The 13,683-nt window shown below is 65.5% G+C and carries 13 protein-coding genes and 3 tRNA genes; 12 read left to right on the forward strand and 4 right to left on the reverse strand.

What is annotated here, in order from left to right; genetic code table 11:
• The first annotated feature begins 1 nt into the window (after position 1).
• The 3 genes from dnaG (at position 2) to ACFO0G_RS07300 (ending at position 2,360) form a co-directional block, all read left to right on the forward strand.
• Entirely contained in the window at positions 2-1,981 is a 1,980-nt protein-coding gene (gene dnaG / locus ACFO0G_RS07290; RefSeq protein WP_376976922.1) for a DNA primase, read from the forward strand.
• A gap of 98 nt (positions 1,982-2,079) precedes the next feature.
• A tRNA-Asn gene (locus ACFO0G_RS07295) sits at positions 2,080-2,152 on the forward strand.
• 135 nt (positions 2,153-2,287) lie between these two features.
• Positions 2,288-2,360, forward strand: a tRNA-Asn gene (locus tag ACFO0G_RS07300).
• An 86-nt stretch (positions 2,361-2,446) separates the two neighbouring features.
• Here ACFO0G_RS07300 and ACFO0G_RS07305 read toward each other — a convergent pair.
• The 3 genes from ACFO0G_RS07305 to ACFO0G_RS07315 form a co-directional block, all read right to left on the reverse strand.
• Positions 2,447-2,854: a hypothetical protein gene (locus tag ACFO0G_RS07305; protein WP_236801857.1), complete on the reverse strand. Its 408-nt coding sequence runs from the start codon at positions 2,852-2,854 to the stop codon at positions 2,447-2,449.
• Positions 2,855-2,944: 90 nt separating this feature from the next.
• Entirely contained in the window at positions 2,945-3,124 is a 180-nt protein-coding gene (locus ACFO0G_RS07310; protein WP_286403035.1) for a glycine zipper 2TM domain-containing protein, read from the reverse strand.
• A gap of 49 nt (positions 3,125-3,173) precedes the next feature.
• Complete coding sequence (locus ACFO0G_RS07315; RefSeq protein WP_376976923.1) at positions 3,174-4,397, reverse strand: multidrug effflux MFS transporter; 1,224 nt, start codon at positions 4,395-4,397, stop codon at positions 3,174-3,176.
• 180 nt (positions 4,398-4,577) lie between these two features.
• On the opposite strand from ACFO0G_RS07315, the gene ACFO0G_RS07320 reads away from it, so the two are divergent.
• The 6 genes from ACFO0G_RS07320 (at position 4,578) to ACFO0G_RS07345 (ending at position 9,840) form a co-directional block, all read left to right on the forward strand.
• Complete coding sequence (locus ACFO0G_RS07320) at positions 4,578-5,429, forward strand: phage holin family protein (RefSeq protein WP_376976924.1); 852 nt, start codon at positions 4,578-4,580, stop codon at positions 5,427-5,429.
• A gap of 84 nt (positions 5,430-5,513) precedes the next feature.
• Positions 5,514-6,137 carry a CDP-alcohol phosphatidyltransferase family protein gene (locus tag ACFO0G_RS07325; RefSeq protein WP_376976925.1) on the forward strand — a complete coding sequence of 208 codons (624 nt, stop codon included), beginning with the start codon at positions 5,514-5,516 and terminating at the stop codon, positions 6,135-6,137.
• On the forward strand, positions 6,137-7,045 hold the full coding sequence (locus tag ACFO0G_RS07330) for a DMT family transporter (RefSeq protein WP_286403042.1): 909 nt from the start codon (positions 6,137-6,139) through the stop codon (positions 7,043-7,045). The genes ACFO0G_RS07325 and ACFO0G_RS07330 overlap by 1 nt, the downstream gene beginning before the upstream one ends.
• Positions 7,046-7,155: 110 nt before the next feature.
• Entirely contained in the window at positions 7,156-8,352 is a 1,197-nt protein-coding gene (locus ACFO0G_RS07335; RefSeq protein ID WP_376976926.1) for a glycosyltransferase, read from the forward strand.
• A gap of 74 nt (positions 8,353-8,426) precedes the next feature.
• A tRNA-Ile gene (locus ACFO0G_RS07340) sits at positions 8,427-8,500 on the forward strand.
• Positions 8,501-8,649: 149 nt separating this feature from the next.
• Positions 8,650-9,840, forward strand: a complete 1,191-nt coding sequence (locus tag ACFO0G_RS07345; RefSeq protein ID WP_376976927.1) for an acyl-CoA dehydrogenase family protein — start codon at positions 8,650-8,652, stop codon at positions 9,838-9,840.
• Between the two features lie 34 nt (positions 9,841-9,874).
• On the opposite strand, the gene ACFO0G_RS07350 is transcribed toward ACFO0G_RS07345, so the two are convergent.
• Positions 9,875-10,456 carry a murein hydrolase activator EnvC family protein gene (locus ACFO0G_RS07350; protein WP_376976928.1) on the reverse strand — a complete coding sequence of 194 codons (582 nt, stop codon included), beginning with the start codon at positions 10,454-10,456 and terminating at the stop codon, positions 9,875-9,877.
• A 450-nt stretch (positions 10,457-10,906) separates the two neighbouring features.
• Here ACFO0G_RS07350 and rpsB point away from each other — a divergent pair, with 450 nt between their 5' ends.
• The 3 genes from rpsB (at position 10,907) to pyrH (ending at position 13,624) form a co-directional block, all read left to right on the forward strand.
• Positions 10,907-11,773 (forward strand): 30S ribosomal protein S2, encoded by an 867-nt coding sequence (rpsB, locus tag ACFO0G_RS07355; protein ID WP_376976929.1) that lies wholly within the window; start codon positions 10,907-10,909, stop codon positions 11,771-11,773.
• A 127-nt stretch (positions 11,774-11,900) separates the two neighbouring features.
• Complete coding sequence (gene tsf, locus ACFO0G_RS07360) at positions 11,901-12,737, forward strand: translation elongation factor Ts (protein WP_376976930.1); 837 nt, start codon at positions 11,901-11,903, stop codon at positions 12,735-12,737.
• 149 nt (positions 12,738-12,886) lie between these two features.
• Positions 12,887-13,624, forward strand: coding sequence for a UMP kinase (gene pyrH / locus ACFO0G_RS07365; RefSeq protein WP_043452869.1), 738 nt, complete (start codon positions 12,887-12,889; stop codon positions 13,622-13,624).
• Positions 13,625-13,683: the final 59 nt, after the last annotated feature.

Consider the following 13,683-nt stretch of genomic DNA (forward strand, 5'->3'; position numbering starts at 1 on the left):
TGTGGCTGGGCTGATAAAACGCGAAGATATCGATGAAGTACGCCAGCGCACGGACATCAAGGAAGTTGTTGACGGCTACGTGACGCTCAAGGGCGCCGGGCTGGGCACCTTCAAGGGTCTGTGCCCCTTCCACGACGAGCGCTCGCCGTCCTTCACCGTCCGTCCCCAGGTGGGCCGGTACCACTGTTTCGGCTGCGGCGAGGACGGCGACGTCATCGCCTTCGTGCAAAAGCAGGACCACAGCTCCTTCCAGGAAGCCGTGGAAAAGCTCGCTGCCCGAATCGGTTACGAGCTCCGGTACGAGGACGGCGGGACCGGACCCAACCGCGAGGAAGTGGGCCGGCGCCAGCGGCTGCTTGACGCGCACAAGATCGCCGACGAGTTCTTCCGCGCCCAACTGCTCACCCCAGGTGCGGCAGAGGCCCGGAACTTCCTGTTCGGCCGGGGCTTCGACAGGGCGGCCGCGGAACACTTTGGCTGCGGCTACGCTCCGCAGGGCTGGGACGCGCTCCTGAAGCACCTTCGCGGCCGCGGCTTCACCGATGCCGAGCTCAAGCTCACCGGCATCTTCAGCGAAGGAAACCGGGGCATCTACGACCGCTTCCGCGGCCGCCTCATCTGGCCCATCAAGGACATGGCCGGCGACACCATCGGCTTCGGCGCCCGCAAGCTCTACGAGGACGACCAGGGCCCCAAATACCTCAACACCCCGGAGACCACGCTCTACAAGAAGTCCCAGGTCCTTTACGGCATCGACCTGGCCAAGAAGAGCATCGCAAAGGACCGCCAGCTGGTGGTGGTGGAGGGCTACACGGACGTGATGGCCTGCCACCTTGCAGGAATCACGACGGCGGTGGCCACCTGCGGCACGGCGTTCGGCACCGAACACATCAAGATCGCCCGGCGGCTTTTGTCCGACGACGGCACCGGGGGAGAAGTGGTGTTCACCTTCGACGGCGACGCCGCCGGGCAGAAGGCAGCACTGCGCGCCTTCGAGGAGGACCAGCGGTTCACCGCCCAGACCTTCGTGGCCGTGGAACCCACCGGAGCCGATCCCTGCGACCTCCGGCTCAGCAGGGGGGACGAGGCCGTACACGCCCTGATCCAGTCCCGGCGGCCCCTGTTCGAGTTCGCCATCCGCACCACCCTGAAGCAGTTCAACCTGGACACCGTGGAAGGCCGCGTCCAGGGCCTGAAGGCTTCCGTGCCGGTGGTGGCGGCCATCCGCGACGGCTCCACCCGGACCGGATACTGCCAGGCCCTGACCGGCTGGCTGGGCATGCCCGACCCGAACGAAGTCCTGCGCCTGGTCAACGCCGAGGTGAAAAACGCAGCGAAACGGGGGGACGCCGGAGGCCCCGGGGGCCAGGGCGCGTCCAACCGTGGACAGCAGCAGCGCAGCTCTGGCCACGAGGGCAGGGGGTACGAGGGCCAAACCGGCACCGCACCTGCCGGCGGACCCGGCGTAGCTGCCGGGCCGTCGTCGGGCGCTGTTCCTTCCTTCCACCGTCCCGACCCGCGCGACCCCGTGGCCTCCATGGAACGGCAGGCGCTGGAGGTGGCCCTGCAGCAGCCGGCCCTGCTGGCGGGAGAGGTTTGGGACCGGTTCGCCGCCGCCCGCTTCTCCACCCCTGCCTTCCAGGCCGTGCACGACGCCATGCGCGCCACTGGGCAGGGACTGGTGGGTGATCCGGTGCGCTGGGTGGAACACGTCATGCACGAGGTCCCGGAGCCGCTCCGGCCGCTGGTGTCGGAGCTGTCGGTGGTGCCGCTTCCGGCCCATACGGAGGAGGCGGTGCTGAAGTACTGCCGCGACATCCTGTCCCGGCTGTTCGAACTCCAGATCACCCGGGTCAAGGCGGACAAGATGGGCCAGCTGCAGCGCCTCGACGCCGAAGCGGACCCGGAAACATACCAGCGGCTCAACCGCGAACTCATGATGCTGGAAATGGAGCGCCGGGCCCTGCGGGCAGAGGCGTAGGCGGCTGCCTGCTGGGTGGAACCAGGAAGTGGGGGAGGTCACGGCACTCCCGATTTCGTTTCCGCAGCGGGTGTTTGCTAGGCTTGTACCCGCTTCATTCCTCCTTAGCTCAATTGGCAGAGCATTCGACTGTTAATCGAAGGGTTGCTGGTTCAAGTCCAGCAGGAGGAGCTTCCAATCCCCGTTCCGGTTTCCGGAACGGGGATTTTTGTTTCCGCTTTTGAACGGCACGAGGCGTGTTTTGGCCCGGAAAACCGCCGATTTCCCTTGGGCCGGAAACCTTTGCTAATGTCATACCTGCTTCATTCCTCCTTAGCTCAATTGGCAGAGCATTCGACTGTTAATCGAAGGGTTGCTGGTTCAAGTCCAGCAGGAGGAGCGCAACGAAAAATCCCCGTTCCTCCGGCTGGAGGAACGGGGATTTTTCATTCCGCGGGGTGGGAAGCCTGGGGTGGGGAGATGGGCTCAGACGAAGTCCATTTCCACCTGCAGGAACCTTTCGGCCTCGGCGATGGCAGACTCGAAGGCCTCCCGCTCGGTGGGGGACTTCCGGGGTTCGCGGGGATTCCATTCGTGCGGGGCCGAGTGGATGCGGACAAAGCCGGCATCCGGCGGGGCGTAGAAGATGCCGAAGCGCTGGACGGGCCATTCCGGCGAGGTTTCCGGCGCTACCAGCAGGGCGGCCTTGAAGGCTGGATTGAACCACTGGGCGATGGGCCGGCGCCGGTCCTCCGTGAACAGCCCTGCCGCGTACAGCGCCGCTGATTGCTGGCCTGCCTGCGCGCACAGCCGCTCCCACCACAGTGGCAGGATCCTGGCGTCGCACCGTTGCCATGTGGCCGGAAGTGGCGGTTGGTTCTGCCAGCTGGACACGGGACCATTTTATCGCGCTGAGCTTTATCGTGCAGTGGAGCCGGACGGCAGGAACGGCCGGCGCCAAGCAGTATCCGGCAGCAGGAGCAGTCAGCGGCGGTTGCGGCGGCCCGGATTCACCCGGTACAGGAGCGCGGCACCCGCCAGCGTTCCCAGAATTATGCCCCAGGCGGGGTTGCCCACGGCACGGCCGGCAAAATAGCCGACGACGGCGCCAAGCACCGCCCCGAGGAAGAGTCCCCTTCCATTACGGTGCGGTCTGGGGGTCATGTGCTGCCTTCCTGGTGCCTGGCGGGTGCGGCCAGTGGGGTGTAGGTACTCAGTGGATCGAGGGTACCGTGCGCGGCCGGACCACCAGCCACAGGGCGCCAATGGCCACCAGGATGCATGCCGCCTGGACGGCCCCCATGGGCGCGGCGCTGGTGATGCCCACCCACCCCACTACGGGGGAGATCAGCCCGGCCATGAGGAACGTGGCCGCGCCGAGGAGGGATGCCGCGGTTCCCGCCTGGGAGGCGTGGCTTGCCAGGGCCAGCACCTGGACGCAGGGGAACATGAAGCCGGTGCCCAGGATGTAGAACCAGAGCGGCACCATGACACCCCACAGCCCCAGGCCCAGCTGGTCGAAGACCACGATCAGCAGGGCCATCAGGAACATCCATGCCGTGGCGGCGGCCAGGATCCATTGCGGCGGGACAATCCTGATCAGCCGTGAACTGGTCTGCACGCCTGCCACGATGCCCAGGGAGTTGATGCCGAAGAGCAGTCCGTACTGCTGGGCCGAAAACCCGAAGACGTCCTGGAACAGGAACGGGGAGGCCGACAGGTACGTGAAGAGGCCGCCGAAATTGAAGCCGGCCACCATGAGCAGCCCCACGAAGATCCGGTCGCTGAAGAGCGCCTTGTAGCGCTGCCTGGCCGTCATGCCGCTCTGGCCCCGCTTCTCCGGCGGAAGCGTTTCGCGCACCAGGAGCAGGGCGGCCACGATGACCAGAGTCCCGTACGCGGCCAGGAACACGAAGATGCCGGGCCACGGCATCACCAGGAGCAGTTGTGAGCCGATCACCGGGGCCAGGATGGGAGCCAGGCCGTTGACCAGGGCCATCCGCGAGAACATCCGCACCATGGCATACCCGGAGAACAGGTCGCGCACCATGGCCATGGCCACCACGCCGCCGCCGGCTGCGCCCACACCCATCAGGACACGGAACACCCCCAGTGTGGCGATGTCAGTGGACAGGGCGGCACCCAGGGACGCGGCAATGTGCAACGCGGTGGCAAGGATCAGCGGGGTTCGGCGCCCGAACTTGTCACTGAAGGGCCCTACCACCAGCTGGCCGAACGCAAATCCGACAGTGGTGCCCGCCAGGGTGAGCTGGACCTGCGCCTCGGTCACCCCCAGGCTTGCCTCCAGCGCGGGGAAGGCCGGCAGGTACAGGTCGATGGTGAATGGGCCAAGGGCCGTCAAGGCGCCCAGGAGGAGGATGTAGAGGAGCTTGCGGCGGCGGCTGAGCAAGTCGCCCGGATTGGGGGGATTGGTCACGGAGAACAATCCTAGGCCCCGCCGGGACTGTTTTTGCATCGTTGTAGGCCGCGCCGTCCGGCAAGCCCCCAAGTTCGCCCTGAACCTGAATGGTAGTTTTGGTGGCGTGGACTGTGCGGCTGCACATTTCCGCAATAAACGGAAGCAGTATCGACCCATGAAACCAGTAAGGCGGAACCGATGAGCGGACGTCACAGCGGGCGTACCAGCCCGGGATTGCGTATCACTGCACTGCCTGGAACGGCAAGACTCCTTTTCCGGTTGGCACCCCGCCAGCTCAACGACGAGATCGCCTTCGCCAAGATCGAACTCAAGCGCAAGGGCATCCAGGTGGGGGTGGCCGCCGCCTTCTTCGCGGTGGCGCTTCTCTTCCTGGCGTTCCTGGTGGTCGGCCTGATCGTGGCGGCAATCATGGGACTGGCCACCATCATGCCCGCCTGGCTGGCAGCCCTCCTGGTCTCCGCAGCCTTCCTGCTGATAGCCCTCATCGGCGGGCTGATTGGCCTCGCGAGGTTCAAGAAGGCCATGCCGCTGATGCCCGAGGAAACCATCCGTGGCATCAGGCACGATATCGGCGTTGCCCGGGAAGGCTCCGCCTTCAACCCCGCCATCCTGGACCCGGAGAGTCCCGAGGCGAAGGCTGCGAAGGCGGCCAAAGCCGAGGCCGCTGCCAAGGCAAAGGCCGAAAAGGAAGCAAAGGCCGCCCGCGAGCAGCAGGAGTTCCCGCACGCGTCCGAACCCGAGCTGGCACGCCGCCTGAGCCAGCGGAGGCACCACCTCACCGAAGTCCGCGACGACCTCGGTACCGAGCTGGACTTCAAAACCCAGGCCCGCTACCTGCTGGCCGCCGCACAAGTCAAGGCGCGCGAAGGCCAGGTGCTGGCGCAGCACGGCGTGGACGCAGCGGGCGAACGGTTCGCGGCGTTGTCCGGCTCCGCGGACCTGTCCAGGCGATGGAAGCCGCTGGCAGCCTTCGTGGCCGCAGGAACCGTCCTGGTTGTCCTCCTCCGCAGGCTGTTCCGTTCCAACTAGGCTGCTGCCTTATACGCACGGCCCGGTACACGGGGAATTACTGAACACTGCGCTCCGGCGCAGCAGGAAAGGAGAGGGGGACGGGTGAAGTTTATTGGTGCAGGCGCCCGCCCCGGCCGTCCCCAGGTGGACCATGACCTCGTGTTCACCATCCCCAACCTGCTCACCGTGGTGCGGTTCATGGGCGTTCCGCTCTTCATGTGGCTCGTCCTGGCCCAAAAGGAATACGGCGCCGGCGTGATCGTCCTGGCCGTCATGGCAGGCACGGACTGGATCGACGGCTACATTGCCCGGCGCTTCGACCAGGCCTCCAAGCTCGGCAGGGTCCTCGACCCCATCGCTGACCGGCTGGCTCTGCTGGCCGTGGCGTTTACCCTAGTGATTGCCGGCGTCGTGCATTGGCTCTACCTGGCCGCGCTTGTGGTGCCCGATGCCGTGTTGCTGGCCCTGACGCTCTCCTTCTTCCATGGCCACCCGGACCTCCCCGTCAGCGTGGTGGGCAAGGTGCGCACCGGGCTGCTGCTCCTGGGCACCCCGCTGCTGGTCCTCTCCCGCCTGGATACCGGCGTCTCGGACCAACTCCTTATCGCTGCCTGGGTGGTGTTGGGCCTGGGCCTGATCGGCCACTGGATTGCGGCCTACAACTACTTCTGGGCCATCCTGCGAAAGGGCAGGGAACTGAAACAGCACGACGGCGGGAACGGCTGATGGTGTGGCTTGCCGTCGGCCTGGCGGTGCTTGGTGCGTTCTGCCTCGCCCTGGGTGCCCAGCGCCAGGGCAGCGCCGTCAAAGCCGACACCGGCGGACTTGCCCTGAGTTCCAACGGCTTCCTGCGCCTGCTCCGCAATCCCCGGTGGATGTTCGGACTCCTGCTGCTCTGCACCGGGATGGCCATGAACGCCGTGGCTTTGGTGTCCGCACCGCTCACGGTGATCCAGCCCATCGGCGCCATCGCCCTGGTGATCACCACCGTGGTCAACGCCCGCGACCAGGACCTGACCATCAACCGCGCCACCGCCGTCTCCATCGGCGCCTGCGTCACCGGCTCGGCACTCTTTGTCCTCCTGGCGGTCAACGTCACGCAGGAAAGCCACCATGTCAGCCCCGAGGACGAGCTCACCATCGTCCTGCTGCTGGCCCTGGCTGTGGGGCTGTTCGGCACGCTGGCAGTGACGTTCAAGCACCGCATGAACGCCTTCATCTACATCCTGGGCGCCGGCATCCTCTTCGGCTTCGTGGCGGTCCTCACCCGGATCATCGGCAAACACCTCCTGGACCCCAACGGCCTCTTCCTGCTCAATGTCCAGTGGTACTCCGTGGTGGCCATCATTGCGGCCGGCGGCCTGGGCTCGTGGTTCGTGCAAAGCGCGTACTCCACAGGGCCGCCCGACCTGGTCATCGCCGGACTCACTGTGGTGGACCCGATGGTGGGCATTGCCATCGGCATCATCATCCTGGGCGAACTGCGTCCAGACGTCCATGCGGTCATGGCAATTGCGATGGGAACGGCTGCGTGCCTTGCTATCGTTGGGGTTATCGCCCTCTCCCGGCACCACCCGGAGGTCACCAAGCGCAAGAAGGATGCGCGGAAGGCCACCGGCAGGCCGTCCCACTAGCCCAGTTCCTTCCAGACCCAGCAAACCCACGAGGCCCGAGCCCCTGCGCCACCGGCCAACCGTGCTGTCAGTTCCATGCTGTCCGCACCGTGACCATCAGGAGTACTCCCATGACCACGCCAGCCGACCAGCGTCCCCTGACCATCCTCATTGCCGCCGACACCTATCCGCCGGACGTCAACGGTGCTGCCCAGTTCGGATACCGCCTGGCGAAGGGCATGACCGCCCGCGGCCACAACGTCCATGTCCTGGCCTCCCGCGACAGCAAGGGAAAGAGCTTCACCGAGTTCCGCGAGGAAGCAACCGTGCACCGGCTCCGCTCGCACAAGGCGTTCACCCATGAGAGCTTCCGCCTCTGCTTCCCTTGGGAAATCAAGAAGGAAATCAGCCTCCTCTTTGACCGCGTGAAGCCCGACGTCGTGCACATCCAGAGCCACTACATGATTGGCGAGCACGTGCTCTACGAAGCCGTGAAACGCGGCGTCCGGATCATCGCCACCAACCACTTCATGCCCGAAAACCTCAACCCCTTCCTGCCGTTCCCGCAGTGGTTCAAGGACATCATTGGACGGGTCTCCTGGAAGGACATGGGCAAGGTCATGGGCCAGGCGGACGTGGTGACAACCCCCACGCCGCTTGCCGCCCGGGCCATGCACGAACACGCTTTCCTGCGGAAGGTGCTCCCGCTGTCCAACGGGATCGATTCCGCCGCCTACGAGCTGCAGCCCGGCGAGCACATCGAGCCGCATGCCCACCCCACCGTCCTGTTCGCCGGGCGGCTTGCGGAGGAAAAGCACGTGGACGTGCTCATCCAGGCCATCGGCAAGACGCCGCCGGAGCTGAACGTTCATCTGGAGATCGTGGGCGGGGGAGAGGTGCGCCCTGCCCTGGAGGACCTGGTGCGGCGGCTGGGACTCACCAGCCGGGTCAAATTCCTGGGCCTTGCCAGCGACGACGAACTGCGCACCGCCTATATCCGGGCGGACCTGTTCTGCATGCCCGGAACGGCTGAGCTGCAGTCTCTGGTCACCCTGGAAGCCATGTCCGCCTCCACCCCCGTGGTCCTGGCCGACGCCATGGCCCTGCCGCACCTGGTGCGCGACGGCGAGAACGGCTACCTTTTCACGCCCAACGACAGTGACGACCTCGCCAAGAAGATCACCCAGGTCCTGGAGCTTCCCAAGGACCAGCAGCAGGCCATGGGCCGGGCCAGCCGCCACATGGTGGAACCGCACAGCATCCAGGGAACGCTGCAGACCTTCGAGGACCTGTACCGCGGCGCCACGTACGAGGACAAGGTGGTCTGAACCCGTTCCCGGGTTTGCTAGAGTGTTTTTGCCCTGCTGGAGCGTGGTGTTCCACGACGTTTTCGCGGGGTTTGGGGGCTATAGCTCAGCTGGTTAGAGCGCGGGACTCATAATCCTAAGGTCCTCGGTTCAAGTCCGAGTAGCCCTACCGAACAGCCAGGAAGAACCGCGGCCGACAGTTTTCGTCGGCCGCGGTTCTTCTTGGTTAACCCGGGGCCCTGCGGTAAGTTACTGCCCAGTAACATTCCGTGTCCGGTTCCGCGGCACGGCCAGCGCTGATCACCAAAGAAGGTACCCATGGCAACCTCCGCAGCCGAGTCCAACGAGCTTCCCTACGCCGACGGCGACTTCTTCGCCTTCGAGCAGCTTCTGTCCGGCAAGGAACAGGACAGGCTTGCCGAGGTCCGCGATTTCCTGGCGCGCGAAGTCAAGCCCCTTGCCGTGGACTGCTGGAACCGGGGGGAGTTCCCCATGGACCTGGTGCCCAAGTGCGCCGACCTGGACCTGGTCAGCCCGGTCCGGCGGCAGGGATACTCCAACCTCTTCGCCGGCATGCTGCACGCCGAGGTCACGCGCGCGGATGCCTCGATTGCCACCTTCCTGGGCGTGCACGACGGGCTCTTCACCGGATCCATCGAGCTGCTGGCATCCCAGGAGCAGAAGGACGAGTGGCTGCCGGACATCTACGCCTTGAAAAAGATCGGCGCCTTCGGCCTGACCGAGCCGCTGGGCGGCAGCGACGTGGCCGGCGGAACCCGCACCACGGCGCGCCGGGACGGCGGCAACTGGATCCTCAACGGGGCGAAGCGATGGATCGGCAACGCCACCTTCTCCGACTGGGTGGTCATCTATGCCCGCGACGTTGCCGACAACCAGGTCAAGGGCTTCCTGGTGGACACCAGGCTGGCTGGATTCAGCGCCACAAAGATCGAAAACAAGATCTCCCTGCGCACCGTCCAGAATGCCGACATCGTCCTCACGGACGTTGTAGTCCCGGACCACTTCAAACTGGCCAACGCCAACAGCTTCCGCGACGTCAACAAGGTACTCAAGGCCACCCGCCTGTCCGTTGCCTGGCAGGCCGTTGGGCTCCAGCTGGCCGCGTTCGACGTTGCCCGCCGCTATGCCGTGGAGCGGCACCAGTTCGGCCGGCCGCTTGCCTCCTTCCAGCTCATCCAGGACCAGCTGGTCCGGATCCTGGGCAATACCGTGAGCTCCATGGGCATGATGGTCCGCCTCTCCCAGCTGGAGGACGAAGGCACGGCCAAGGACGAACAGTCCGCCCTGGCCAAGGCTTTCGCCACGGGACGCATGCGGGACAGTGTGGCCCTGGGCCGCAGCATCCTGGGCGGCAACGGCATCGTGACCGACTATGAGATGGCCAAGATCTTCGCCGATGCCGAAGCCATCTACTCGTACGAGGGCACCGCCGAGATCAACACCCTGGTGACGGGCCGGGCCATCACCGGCATCTCAGCCATCGTCTAACCAGCTTCCTTCTACCCGGCCGCTTCCACCCGGCCTATGGCGGCCCGGGCAGTGGAAGCAGGATGGACGGGCGAAGGTCCAGGACGAACTGCAGGGGATTGACGTAGTCCTCTCCTTCCCGCACGCCCCAGTGCAGGCACTGCGCCGCGGGGCAGTGCCCAGGGATGGCTGTTCCGATCACCTGGCCGGCCGCGACGGTGGAACCCGCCACCAGAGTGCTGTCCACCGGTTCGAAACTGCTGCGCAGCCCGCCGCCATGGTCGATGGTGATCACGGGGCGGTCCACCACCACTCCCACGAAGCTGACCGTTCCGGCCGCCGGTGACACAACCTGTGATCCTGCCGCGAAATCCAGGTCCACGCCGCGGTGGCCGCTGAGCCAGGGCTTGGGTGGGGGATCGAAGCCCCGCAACACCCGCGGACGCGGTGCCAGCGGCCAGCGCCAGGAAGGCCTGGCACCCACCCCGGCAGCCGCCGTCGTCCTTTCTTCCCGGGTAATGGTGGACGGGGTGCGGAAGGGCTGCCCGTCGGCCGCGGTGTACTGGAAGGCCGGACCGGGGGAGGCCACGGATGCCGGCAGCAGCAGGAGCGCGGCCAGGAGGACTGGTGGTTTCATCCCACCAGCCTGCCCGGCTCGGTGCGGGCCGGGCAGGGCCTGTTCCGGCTATGTGGACAACGCCTCCGGCGGGGTGCTTCCCTGTCCGGCGGCCGGGGGTGCCTGTAGTACACTTGATGGAGCAGTTTGCTGCGCCCTCAACGCTTCCCGTCCCAGTGCTCCACCCTCGCGGTGCATTGCCCTGTCCGGATTGCGTCGGCACATCTCATTCAGGAGTGTGGGGGAGCAGCGGCTGACTACGCGCATCCAGCCCTCCGGCGGGCGACGCCCCGGCGTTCGTCCATGGAGGACCGCACTTCCTGCGGTCAGGCTTTGTTCCTGATGGGAAGAACGGTGGATGCCAGGAGCACGGCCCAACCGGGCCACGCTAATCAACCGTCAACTATTGGCAGGGTAAGAAGCCTCCGGGTTTTCTCATGAATGACCTGCCGGAAAATAAGGAGCGCCGGAATGCCCGTCGTAACCATGCGCCAGCTGCTTGACAGCGGCGTCCACTTTGGACACCAGACCCGCCGTTGGAACCCGAAGATGAAGCGCTTCATCTTCACCGAGCGCAACGGCATCTACATCATCGACCTGCAGCAGTCGCTGTCCTACATCGACCGCGCTTACGAGTTCGTCAAGGCCACTGTTGCCCACGGCGGCACCGTGCTCTTCGTCGGCACCAAGAAGCAGGCCCAGGAAGCAATTGCCGAGCAGGCAACCCGCGTGGGCCAGCCCTACGTCAACCAGCGCTGGCTCGGCGGTATGCTGACCAACTTCCAGACGGTCGCCAAGCGCATCCAGCGCATGAAGGAACTCGAAGAGATCGACTTCGACGACGTCGCCGGTTCCGCTTACACCAAGAAGGAACTGCTGCTCCTCAAGCGCGAGCTCACCAAGCTGGAGTCCAACCTGGGCGGTATCCGCAACCTGACCAAGGCACCCTCCGTGCTCTGGGTTGTCGACACCAAGAAGGAACACCTCGCCGTTGACGAGGCCAAGAAGCTGAACATCCCGGTTGTGGCCATCCTGGACACCAACTGCGATCCCGACGAAGTTGATTTCCCGATCCCGGGCAACGACGACGCCATCCGTTCCGTGAACCTCCTGACCCGCGTTGTTGCCGACGCCGTTGCCGAGGGCCTGATCGCCCGCAACAACCGCGGCACCGGCACCACCGAGGCTCCGGAAGAGCCGCTGGCCGAGTGGGAGCGCGAGCTCCTCGAAGGCAGCAAGGCAGAAGCCGCCGCCGCTCCGGCCGAGAACGCTGAAGCTCCGGCAGAGAACGCTGAAGCTCCGGCTGCCGCCGAGGCTCCCGCCGAAAACGCCAAGTAAGTCACTTAAATCCGGATTCTCCGCGCTGTCCGCAGCCGGAGCCGCTGACAGGATGGCAGCCCACCCCCGTGGGCTGCCGTCCTGTCGGTCCGTACACCACCACACATTTCTAGACAGAGGGGTTCACATGGCGAACTACACTGCCGCGGACATCAAGGCCCTGCGCGAGCGCACCGGCGCCGGCATGATGGACGTCAAGAAGGCTCTTGACGAAGCCAACGGTGACGCCGAGAAGGCCATCGAGATCATCCGCATCAAGGGCCTCAAGGGCGCTACCAAGCGTGAAGGCCGCTCCACCGCTGAAGGCCTCGTGGCCGCAAAGGTGAGCAATGGCGTCGGCGTCATGATCGAGGTCAACTGCGAGACCGACTTCGTTGCCAAGGCTGACAAGTTCATCCAGCTGGCCGACAAGGTCCTGGCCGTAGCTGTCGAGTCCGGCGCTGCCGACCTTGACACCCTGCTGGCCACCGACGTTGACGGCAAGCCGCTCTCCGAGGTCGTCGTCGAAGAGGGCGCCATCCTGGGCGAGAAGGTTGTTGTCCGCCGCATCTCCCGCGTTGAGGGTGCCACGGTTGACGCTTACCTGCACAAGACCTCCAAGGACCTCCCGGCCCAGGTTGGCGTGCTGTTCGCAGTCGACGGTGAAGGCGAAGCCGCTGCCACCGCCGCCCACGACGTCGCCGTGCACATCGCCGCCATGGCTCCGAACTACCTCACCCGCGAGGACGTTCCGGCCGAGCTCGTTGAGTCCGAGCGCCGCATCGCCGAAGAGACCGCCAAGGCCGAGGGCAAGCCCGAAGCCGCCCTCACCAAGATTGTGGAAGGCCGCGTGACGGGCTTCTACAAGGGTGAGGTCCTGGTTGACCAGGCATTCGCCAAGGACGCCAAGAAGTCCGTGGCACAGGTCCTCGAAGAGGCCGGTGTCAAGGGAACCGCGTTCACGCGCTTCCGCGTCGGCTCCTAGTCGAAACTGCAAGGGGTGGCCACTTCGGTGGCCGCCCCTTTTGCATGCGCCCAAACCACTGGAAGTCCAGTCCATGTGGAGCGCAGCCGGTTCCGGCCACCGGATCCGGCAGGATACCCTTTTTTCAGAGTCATCAACGGGAAGGCATCATGGAAGCCGTCAACACTGTCACGCATTCAGAGAAGAGCCGGCGGCGCGTCCTCCTGAAGCTCTCCGGCGAGGTCTTCGGCGGCGGAAAACTGGGTGTCGACCCCGAAACCGTCCGCGACGTTGCCAAACAGATCGCAGCCGCTGTCCCGCAGGTGGAAGTGGCCATCGTGGTGGGCGGCGGCAACTTCTTCCGCGGCGCCGAACTTTCCCAGAGCGGCATGGACCGCTCCCGGGCCGACTACATGGGCATGCTGGGTACGGTCATGAACTGCCTGGCCCTGCAAGACTTCCTGGAGCAGGCAGGCGTTGAAACCCGCGTGCAGAGCGCCATCACCATGGGACAGGTGGCCGAGGCCTACATTCCGCGCCGCGCCATCCGGCACATGGAAAAGGGCCGTGTGGTCATATTCGGCGCCGGCGCCGGCCTGCCATACTTCTCCACGGACACGGTTGCCGCCCAGCGCGCCCTGGAAGTGCATGCCGACGTGGTCCTCATGGCCAAGAGCGGAGTGGACGCCGTCTACACCGCAGATCCCAAGAAGGACCCCACCGCGGAGCGCCTGGAAACCCTCAGCTACGACGACGCCCTGCGCCGCGACATCCGCGTCATGGACCAGACCGCCATGACCATGTGCAAGGACAATAACCTTTCCATGGTGGTCTTTGGCATGGAGGGTGAAGGCAATGTCACCCGCGCCATCCTTGGCGAAAAGCTGGGCACCCTGGTCACCGCCTAGCTGCAGCTAGGATGATTTCAGGACAGTTCCGTCCCCGCCCCTCCCGGCGGGGACGGAAA

The sequence above is a fragment of the Arthrobacter sedimenti genome, from assembly GCF_042652025.1.
Classification (GTDB): domain Bacteria; phylum Actinomycetota; class Actinomycetes; order Actinomycetales; family Micrococcaceae; genus Arthrobacter; species Arthrobacter sedimenti.

Bases quoted from the DNA above. Each gene is read 5' to 3' on its own strand.
- ACFO0G_RS07310 (WP_286403035.1), bottom strand. From the start codon at position 3,124: ATGACCCCCAGACCGCACCGTAATGGAAGGGGACTCTTCCTCGGGGCG.
- ACFO0G_RS07320 (WP_376976924.1), top strand. From the start codon at position 4,578: ATGAGCGGACGTCACAGCGGGCGTACCAGCCCGGGATTGCGTATCACT.
- ACFO0G_RS07330 (WP_286403042.1), top strand. From the start codon at position 6,137: ATGGTGTGGCTTGCCGTCGGCCTGGCGGTGCTTGGTGCGTTCTGCCTC.
- ACFO0G_RS07335 (WP_376976926.1), top strand. From the start codon at position 7,156: ATGACCACGCCAGCCGACCAGCGTCCCCTGACCATCCTCATTGCCGCC.
- ACFO0G_RS07345 (WP_376976927.1), top strand. From the start codon at position 8,650: ATGGCAACCTCCGCAGCCGAGTCCAACGAGCTTCCCTACGCCGACGGC.
- ACFO0G_RS07350 (WP_376976928.1), bottom strand. From the start codon at position 10,456: ATGAAACCACCAGTCCTCCTGGCCGCGCTCCTGCTGCTGCCGGCATCC.
- rpsB (WP_376976929.1), top strand. From the start codon at position 10,907: ATGCCCGTCGTAACCATGCGCCAGCTGCTTGACAGCGGCGTCCACTTT.
- tsf (WP_376976930.1), top strand. From the start codon at position 11,901: ATGGCGAACTACACTGCCGCGGACATCAAGGCCCTGCGCGAGCGCACC.
- pyrH (WP_043452869.1), top strand. From the start codon at position 12,887: ATGGAAGCCGTCAACACTGTCACGCATTCAGAGAAGAGCCGGCGGCGC.